General features: G+C 53.0%; 13 protein-coding genes. All 13 read left to right on the forward strand.

What is annotated here, in order from left to right:
- Positions 1-15 precede the first annotated feature (15 nt).
- Positions 16-408, forward strand: a complete 393-nt coding sequence (gene rpsH, locus KW825_RS17475) for a 30S ribosomal protein S8 (protein ID WP_005307980.1) — start codon at positions 16-18, stop codon at positions 406-408.
- 13 nt (positions 409-421) lie between these two features.
- A complete protein-coding gene (gene rplF, locus KW825_RS17480) occupies positions 422-955 on the forward strand; it encodes a 50S ribosomal protein L6 (RefSeq protein ID WP_005319720.1) in 534 nt (177 codons plus the stop codon).
- A gap of 9 nt (positions 956-964) precedes the next feature.
- Positions 965-1,318 carry a 50S ribosomal protein L18 gene (gene rplR, locus KW825_RS17485; protein WP_005319717.1) on the forward strand — a complete coding sequence of 118 codons (354 nt, stop codon included), beginning with the start codon at positions 965-967 and terminating at the stop codon, positions 1,316-1,318.
- A 14-nt stretch (positions 1,319-1,332) separates the two neighbouring features.
- Positions 1,333-1,833 (forward strand): 30S ribosomal protein S5, encoded by a 501-nt coding sequence (gene rpsE, locus KW825_RS17490; protein WP_042010196.1) that lies wholly within the window; start codon positions 1,333-1,335, stop codon positions 1,831-1,833.
- A gap of 6 nt (positions 1,834-1,839) precedes the next feature.
- Entirely contained in the window at positions 1,840-2,019 is a 180-nt protein-coding gene (gene rpmD, locus KW825_RS17495) for a 50S ribosomal protein L30 (protein WP_005307985.1), read from the forward strand.
- 2 nt (positions 2,020-2,021) lie between these two features.
- Entirely contained in the window at positions 2,022-2,459 is a 438-nt protein-coding gene (gene rplO, locus KW825_RS17500) for a 50S ribosomal protein L15 (protein ID WP_042652868.1), read from the forward strand.
- Between the two features lie 8 nt (positions 2,460-2,467).
- Positions 2,468-3,796 carry a preprotein translocase subunit SecY gene (gene secY, locus KW825_RS17505; RefSeq protein ID WP_042652867.1) on the forward strand — a complete coding sequence of 443 codons (1,329 nt, stop codon included), beginning with the start codon at positions 2,468-2,470 and terminating at the stop codon, positions 3,794-3,796.
- 27 nt (positions 3,797-3,823) lie between these two features.
- A complete protein-coding gene (rpmJ, locus tag KW825_RS17510) occupies positions 3,824-3,937 on the forward strand; it encodes a 50S ribosomal protein L36 (RefSeq protein WP_005319705.1) in 114 nt (37 codons plus the stop codon).
- Between the two features lie 138 nt (positions 3,938-4,075).
- Positions 4,076-4,432: a 30S ribosomal protein S13 gene (gene rpsM, locus KW825_RS17515; protein ID WP_005307991.1), complete on the forward strand. Its 357-nt coding sequence runs from the start codon at positions 4,076-4,078 to the stop codon at positions 4,430-4,432.
- Positions 4,433-4,446: 14 nt separating this feature from the next.
- The gene (gene rpsK / locus KW825_RS17520) at positions 4,447-4,836 is read left to right on the forward strand and encodes a 30S ribosomal protein S11 (protein ID WP_005319702.1); all 390 of its coding nucleotides are present in this window, start codon (positions 4,447-4,449) and stop codon (positions 4,834-4,836) included.
- A gap of 39 nt (positions 4,837-4,875) precedes the next feature.
- Complete coding sequence (gene rpsD / locus KW825_RS17525) at positions 4,876-5,496, forward strand: 30S ribosomal protein S4 (RefSeq protein ID WP_042652866.1); 621 nt, start codon at positions 4,876-4,878, stop codon at positions 5,494-5,496.
- A gap of 25 nt (positions 5,497-5,521) precedes the next feature.
- Complete coding sequence (gene rpoA / locus KW825_RS17530; RefSeq protein ID WP_005307997.1) at positions 5,522-6,511, forward strand: DNA-directed RNA polymerase subunit alpha; 990 nt, start codon at positions 5,522-5,524, stop codon at positions 6,509-6,511.
- A 43-nt stretch (positions 6,512-6,554) separates the two neighbouring features.
- Entirely contained in the window at positions 6,555-6,938 is a 384-nt protein-coding gene (rplQ, locus tag KW825_RS17535; RefSeq protein WP_005307999.1) for a 50S ribosomal protein L17, read from the forward strand.
- Positions 6,939-7,071: the final 133 nt, after the last annotated feature.

Below are 7,071 nucleotides of genomic sequence, written 5' to 3' on the forward strand. Positions count from 1 at the left end.
CTCGGGAGTTAGACTATGAGCATGCAAGATCCGATCGCGGACATGCTGACCCGCATCCGTAACGGTCAAGCGGCGAGCAAAGTTGCGGTTTCCATGCCTTCTTCCAAGCTGAAAGTGGCTATTGCCAAAGTGCTGAAAGAAGAAGGTTACATCGCTGGCTACTCCGTAGCAGGTGATGTGAAACCGGAACTGGAAATTGAACTGAAATATTTCCAGGGCAAGCCGGTTGTAGAACTGATCCAACGCGTGAGCCGTCCCGGCCTGCGTATTTACAAGCGCACTACTGATCTGCCGAAAGTTATGGGCGGTCTCGGTGTTGCTATCGTGTCCACGTCTAAAGGTGTGATGACCGACCGTGCTGCCCGCAAGGCAAGCATGGGTGGTGAGATCATCTGCTACGTCGCTTAATAGGAGGTCGGAAATGTCTCGCGTTGCTAAGGCACCCGTCACTATTCCTGCTGGCGTAGAGGTGACTCTGAACGGTCAGGAACTGTCCATCAAAGGTGGTAAAGGTTCTCTGGTTCGTTCCATCCACGCCGGTGTAGAAGTGACCAAAGAAGACAATGTACTGAAGTTCGCCCCGCGCGACGGCATCGCTGGTGCTGACGCTCAGGCCGGTACTGCACGTGCATTGGCTAACAACATGGTAATCGGTGTTACCCAAGGCTTCGAGCGTAAGCTGCAGCTGGTTGGTGTAGGTTACAAAGCCTCCATCAAGGGCAATGCTGTCGCGCTGGCTCTGGGCTTCTCTCACCCGGTAGAGCATGCGCTGCCGGCTGGTGTCACCGCTGAATGCCCGACCGCTACTGAGATCGTTCTCCGTGGTGTGGACAAGCAGCTGGTTGGCCAAGTCGCCGCCGATATCCGTTCTTACCGCGCTCCGGAGCCCTACAAGGGCAAGGGTGTACGCTATGCCAACGAGCAAGTGCGTACTAAAGAAGCTAAGAAGAAGTAAGGTAACACTATGGACAAGAAAGCAGCTCGTCTCCGTCGTGCTACTCGTGCTCGGAAGAAGATGCAGGAACTGGGAGCGACCCGTCTGGTTGTTCACCGTACCCCGCGTCATATCTACGCGCAGGTTATCGCAGCCAACGGTTCCGAAGTTCTGGCCTCTGCTTCTACAGTAGAGAAAGCCATCAGTGAAGCTCTTAAATACTCCGGTAATGCTGATGCAGCTACCGCAGTAGGTAAAGCAATCGCTGAGCGTGCTATTGCCAAAGGCGTTCAGAACGTATCTTTCGATCGTTCCGGTTTCAAGTATCACGGTCGTGTAGCCGCTCTGGCTACCGCTGCTCGTGACGCTGGTCTTCAGTTCTAAGCTAGGAGTCGAAGATGGCTAAAGTCGAATCTCAAGCCGGCGAACTGCAAGAAAAGCTGATTGCAGTAAACCGTGTTTCGAAAACTGTTAAAGGTGGTCGTATCATGTCCTTCACCGCGTTGACCGTGGTGGGTGATGGTAACGGCCGTGTAGGTTACGGTTACGGTAAAGCCCGTGAAGTTCCAGCTGCCATTCAAAAGGCAATGGAACAGGCTAAGCGTAACCTGAGCAAAGTTGAGCTGAACAATGGCACTCTGCACCATCCGGTGCGTGGTGTTCACTCTGGCTCCACCGTGTTCATGAAGCCGGCCTCACAAGGTACTGGTATCATTGCAGGCGGCGCCATGCGTGCTGTGCTGGAAGTTGCTGGTATCCACAACGTGCTGGCTAAGACCTACGGTTCCACCAACCCAATCAACGTTGTTCGCGCAACTGTCGACGCTCTGGTGCAGGGTCAATCCCCGGCTCAGATCGCTGCCAAGCGTGGTCTGCGCGTTGAAGAAATTCTGGGGTAATGCGACATGGCTAACACTGTAAAAGTAACTCAAACTCGCAGCTCTATCGGCCGTCTGCCAAAGCATAAGGCGACTCTGCGTGGTCTGGGTCTGCGTCGCATTGGTCACACCGTCGAGCTGGAAGATACTCCTTGCGTACGCGGTATGATCAACCAGGTTTATTACATGGTTAAGGTGGAGGGCTAAGCATGCGTCTGAATACTCTGTCTCCGGCCCCAGGTTCCAAGTCTGCTAAGCACCGTCCGGGCCGTGGTATCGGTTCAGGTCTGGGCAAGACTGGTGGTCGTGGCGTGAAAGGCCAAACCTCTCGTTCCGGTGGCGGTAAAGTCCGCAACGGTTTCGAAGGTGGTCAGATGCCTTTGAAAATCCGTCTGCCGAAGTTCGGTTTCTTCTCTCGCAAATCTTTGGTATCTGCCGAAGTGCGTCTGAACGAACTGGCCCTGGTAGAAGGTGATGTGGTCGATTTGAGCACTCTGAAGCAAGCCGGTGTTGTTACTAAGAACATCGTTTTCGCTAAAGTTGTTCTGTCTGGCAACATTGACCGTGCTGTGACCGTTCGTGGTCTGTCCGTCACCAAAGGTGCACGTGCAGCCATCGAGGCCGCTGGCGGTAAAATCGAGGAATAATCAGTACAATGGCTAAGAAACCAGGATTGGATGTTAAAGCACAGGGTGGTCTGAGTGAACTGAAGAGCCGTCTGCTCTTCGTTCTCGGGGCGATTATCGTTTTCCGTGCAGGCTCTTATGTGCCTATTCCTGGTATTGACGCCGCCGTACTGGCCGAGTTGTTCCAACAACAGAAGGGCACCATCATTGAGATGTTTAACATGTTCAGTGGTGGTGCACTCTCGCGTGCTTCTATTCTTGCACTGGGGATCATGCCGTACATTTCGGCGTCGATCATTATCCAGTTGCTGACTGTGGTTCACCCCGCTCTTGCTGAACTCAAGAAAGAAGGTGAATCCGGCCGTCGCAAGATTAGCCAATATACCCGTTGGGGCACGCTGGTTTTGGGAACTTTCCAGGCCATTGGTATTGCAACCGGCTTGCCAAATATGATGCAGGGACTCGTGACTCATCCGGGTTTGGGCTTCTATTTCACGGCCGTTGTGAGTCTGGTCACCGGTACCATGTTCTTGATGTGGTTGGGTGAGCAGATTACCGAGCGTGGGATTGGTAATGGTATCTCGTTGATTATCTTCACGGGTATCGTTGCTGGTCTGCCTCATGCCATTGGCGCTACGGCCGAACAGGCACGTCAAGGGGAATTGCACATCCTGCTGTTGTTGTTGCTGGGCTTGATTGTTTTCGCAGTGACTTACTTTGTGGTGTTCGTGGAACGTGGTCAGCGTCGTATCGTCGTGAACTACGCCAAGCGTCAACAAGGCCGCCAGGTATTCGCCGCGCAAAGCACACACCTGCCGTTGAAAGTGAATATGGCCGGTGTGATTCCTGCGATTTTCGCATCCAGCATCATCCTCTTCCCAGGGACCATCACCTCTTGGTTTGGTCAGGGTGAGGGCAAGGTAGCTGACGTTCTGCAGCAGGTCTCTATGGTCCTGCAGCCGGGTCAACCCTTGTATGAGATGCTCTATGCAGCAGCCATTATCTTCTTCTGCTTCTTCTATACCGCGCTGGTGTTCAACCCCCGCGAGACAGCAGATAACTTGAAGAAGAGTGGAGCCTTTATCCCGGGGATCCGCCCGGGCGAGCAGACAGCACGTTACATCGATAAGGTTATGACTCGCCTGACATTGGCAGGTGCGCTCTATATCACCTTTATCTGTCTGGTACCCCAGTTCTTGATGACTGCCTGGAACGTACAGTTCTACTTCGGTGGCACCTCGCTGCTGATTATCGTGGTAGTTATCATGGACTTCATGGCTCAGGTACAAACCCATATGATGTCTCATCAATATGGCGACGTCCTGAGGAAGGCCAACCTGAAGGGCTACGGCCGCTAAAGGTCGGCGTAGTTACGGAGTTAAGCAATGAAAGTTCGTGCTTCCGTTAAGGCAATCTGCCGTAACTGCAAAATCATCAAGCGTCACGGTGTGGTGCGTGTGATTTGCAGCGAGCCAAAGCATAAACAGCGCCAAGGCTAATTTTTACGGTTAGTACTTGCAACAAATAGTTGTGCTGGCTATTATAGCCAGCCAACTTTTGTTGTGTATTGGTTGACCGCCACGTATCCGCTCACGGGCTTTGTGGTGGTCGTTATCTACGCTACGTAGGAGTGAACAGTGGCCCGTATCGCTGGCATTAACATTCCTGACCATAAGCATGCAGTCATTGCGTTGACTGCGATTTATGGCGTCGGTCGTACCCGCTCCAAGGCCATCTGTGCCGCAGCCGGTATTGCTGAGAATGTGAAAATTAAAGACTTGGACGAAGCTCAGATCGAAAGTCTGCGCGAGCAAGTAGGTAAATTCACCGTTGAAGGTGACTTGCGTCGTCAGATTTCCATGAACATCAAACGCTTGATGGATCTGGGTTGCTACCGTGGTTTGCGTCACCGTCGTAGCCTGCCTGTTCGTGGTCAACGTACCAAGACCAACGCTCGTACCCGTAAGGGTCCGCGCAAGGCTATCAAGAAGTAACGGGAAGGTAGAAAATGGCTAAAACTCCGACTCGTGCTCGCAAGCGCGTTAAAAAGCAAGTGAGCGACGGTATTGCACACGTTCATGCATCTTTCAACAACACAATCGTGACCATTACTGACCGTCAGGGCAATGCTCTGTCTTGGGCTACCTCTGGTGGTTCCGGTTTCCGTGGTTCCCGTAAGTCCACTCCGTTTGCTGCCCAGGTAGCTGCTGAGCGTGCTGGTGAGATCGCCAAAGAATACGGCGTGAAGAACCTGGAAGTCATGGTCAAAGGTCCGGGTCCCGGTCGTGAGTCTTCCATCCGCGCTCTGAACGCGGCTGGTTTCCGCATCACTAATATTACTGATGTGACTCCGATCCCGCACAACGGTTGTCGTCCTCCCAAGAAGCGCCGCGTATAACGCTGTAGCTACTTGGTCTAGGATTGTTGGAGAAAGAAGATGGCAAGATATATCGGTCCTAAGCTTAAGCTTAGCCGTCGTGAGGGCACCGACCTCTTCCTGAAGTCTGGTGTTCGTGCGATTGATTCTAAGTGCAAGATTGACACCGTTCCAGGTCAACACGGTGCGCGTAAAGCGCGTCTGTCTGACTACGGTGTGCAACTGCGCGAGAAACAAAAAGTTCGTCGTATCTACGGCGTATTGGAAAAACAGTTCCGCAACTACTACCGCGATGCTGCCCGTCAAAAGGGTAACACCGGTGAAAACCTGTTGCAGCTGCTGGAAGGTCGTCTGGACAACGTCGTCTACCGTATGGGCTTCGGCGCTACCCGTGCTGAATCTCGTCAGCTGGTGAGCCACAAAGCCATCATGGTAAACGGCCGTGTCGTAAATGTTCCTTCTTTCCAGGTATCCCCTGAGGACGTGGTCTGCGTTCGTGAGAAGGCTAAGAAGCAAGCGCGTATCAAAGCTTCCCTGGAAGTTGCTGGTCAGCGCGAGAAGCCGACTTGGGTAGAGGTTGACGCTGCTAAGATGGAAGGTGCCTTCAAGCGCCTGCCAGAGCGTTCCGACCTGTCTGCCGACATTAACGAACAGCTGATCGTCGAGCTTTACTCCAAGTAAAGCTAGCTTCTAAAGAGAGGACACAATGCTGGGTTCTGTAACAGATTTTCTTAAACCGCGGCTAGTTGACATCGAGCAAGTTAGCCCGACTCACGCGAAAGTGACTCTCGAGCCGCTTGAGCGTGGCTTTGGTCACACGCTGGGCAATGCTCTGCGTCGTATTTTGCTGTCATCTATGCCCGGTTGTGCGGTTACTGAAGTCGAAATTGACGGAGTACTGCACGAGTACAGCAGCAAAGAAGGTGTACAGGAAGACATTCTTGAAATCCTGCTCAACCTGAAAGGTATCGCTGTGAAGCTGGAAGGCAAGGACGAGGTAACTCTGTCCCTGACCAAGTCTGGAACAGGCCCCGTTACCGCTGGTGATATCACTCACGGTGATGAAGTCGAGATCGTAAACCCGGAGCACGTAATCTGCCACCTGACTGGCGCCAATGCTGAAATCAGCATGCGCCTGAAAGTTCAGCGCGGTCGTGGTTATGTGCCTGCTTCTGCTCGTGTTCACAACGATGATGAAGAGCGTCCTATCGGTCGCCTGCTGCTGGACTCCGCGTTCAGCCCCATCGTTCGTATTGCCTACAATGTTGAGGCAGCACGCGTGGAACAGCGTACCGACTTGGACAAGCTGGTCATCGACATGGAGACCAATGGTACTCTGGATCCTGAAGAAGCCATCCGTCGTTCCGCCACTATTCTGGCTGAACAACTGGAAGCCTTCGTGGATCTGCGCGATGTCAGCGTGCCCGAGAAGAAAGAAGAGAAACCCGAGTTTGATCCGATTCTGCTGCGTCCTGTCGATGATTTGGAGCTGACAGTTCGTTCTGCGAACTGTCTGAAGGCAGAAGCTATCCACTATATTGGTGATCTGGTACAGCGTACCGAAGTTGAGTTGCTTAAAACTCCTAACCTCGGTAAGAAGTCCCTGACTGAGATCAAGGACGTGTTGGCCTCCCGTGGTCTGTCTCTTGGCATGCGCCTCGAGAATTGGCCGCCCGCCAGCATCGCTGACGAGTAATCCAGATTACGGGTTTCACAGATTTAGTTAGAAGGATAAGGTCATGCGCCATCGTTTGAGTGGTCGTCAACTGAACCGGAACAGTAGCCATCGTCAGGCTATGTTCCGCAACATGGCCAGCTCCCTGGTTCGTCATGAGATCATCAAGACGACTCTGCCTAAGGCAAAAGAGCTGCGTCGTGTAGTTGAACCGCTGATCACCCTTGCCAAGACTGATAGCGTTGCTAATCGTCGCCTGGCATTTGCCCGTACTCGCGATAACGCGATCGTGGCTAAGCTGTTCAATGAACTGGGCCCGCGCTACCTGGAGCGCGCCGGCGGTTATACTCGCATTCTGAAATGCGGTTTCCGTGCAGGCGACAACGCCCCTATGGCTTACATTGAGCTGGTAGACCGCCCGGCCGCTGCTGAAGCAGCTGCTGAGTGATAAAGAAAAAGCCGGGCTTGTCCCGGCTTTTCTTTTAAGGGAATCTTATACTGCCTCAACTGCCTCAACTGCCTCAACTGCCTCAACTGCCTCAACTGCCTCAACTGCCTCAACTGCCTCAACTGCCTCAACT

It is taken from the genome of Aeromonas sp. sif2433 (assembly GCF_019218705.1).
Lineage (GTDB): Bacteria > Pseudomonadota > Gammaproteobacteria > Enterobacterales > Aeromonadaceae > Aeromonas > Aeromonas encheleia.

What these genes read in the sequence shown, in the direction of transcription:
- rpsH (WP_005307980.1), top strand. Translation starts at nt 16, where the DNA reads ATGAGCATGCAAGATCCGATCGCGGACATGCTGACCCGCATCCGTAAC.
- rplF (WP_005319720.1), top strand. Translation starts at nt 422, where the DNA reads ATGTCTCGCGTTGCTAAGGCACCCGTCACTATTCCTGCTGGCGTAGAG.
- rplR (WP_005319717.1), top strand. Translation starts at nt 965, where the DNA reads ATGGACAAGAAAGCAGCTCGTCTCCGTCGTGCTACTCGTGCTCGGAAG.
- rpsE (WP_042010196.1), top strand. Translation starts at nt 1,333, where the DNA reads ATGGCTAAAGTCGAATCTCAAGCCGGCGAACTGCAAGAAAAGCTGATT.
- rpmD (WP_005307985.1), top strand. Translation starts at nt 1,840, where the DNA reads ATGGCTAACACTGTAAAAGTAACTCAAACTCGCAGCTCTATCGGCCGT.
- rplO (WP_042652868.1), top strand. Translation starts at nt 2,022, where the DNA reads ATGCGTCTGAATACTCTGTCTCCGGCCCCAGGTTCCAAGTCTGCTAAG.
- secY (WP_042652867.1), top strand. Translation starts at nt 2,468, where the DNA reads ATGGCTAAGAAACCAGGATTGGATGTTAAAGCACAGGGTGGTCTGAGT.
- rpmJ (WP_005319705.1), top strand. Translation starts at nt 3,824, where the DNA reads ATGAAAGTTCGTGCTTCCGTTAAGGCAATCTGCCGTAACTGCAAAATC.
- rpsK (WP_005319702.1), top strand. Translation starts at nt 4,447, where the DNA reads ATGGCTAAAACTCCGACTCGTGCTCGCAAGCGCGTTAAAAAGCAAGTG.
- rpsD (WP_042652866.1), top strand. Translation starts at nt 4,876, where the DNA reads ATGGCAAGATATATCGGTCCTAAGCTTAAGCTTAGCCGTCGTGAGGGC.
- rpoA (WP_005307997.1), top strand. Translation starts at nt 5,522, where the DNA reads ATGCTGGGTTCTGTAACAGATTTTCTTAAACCGCGGCTAGTTGACATC.
- rplQ (WP_005307999.1), top strand. Translation starts at nt 6,555, where the DNA reads ATGCGCCATCGTTTGAGTGGTCGTCAACTGAACCGGAACAGTAGCCAT.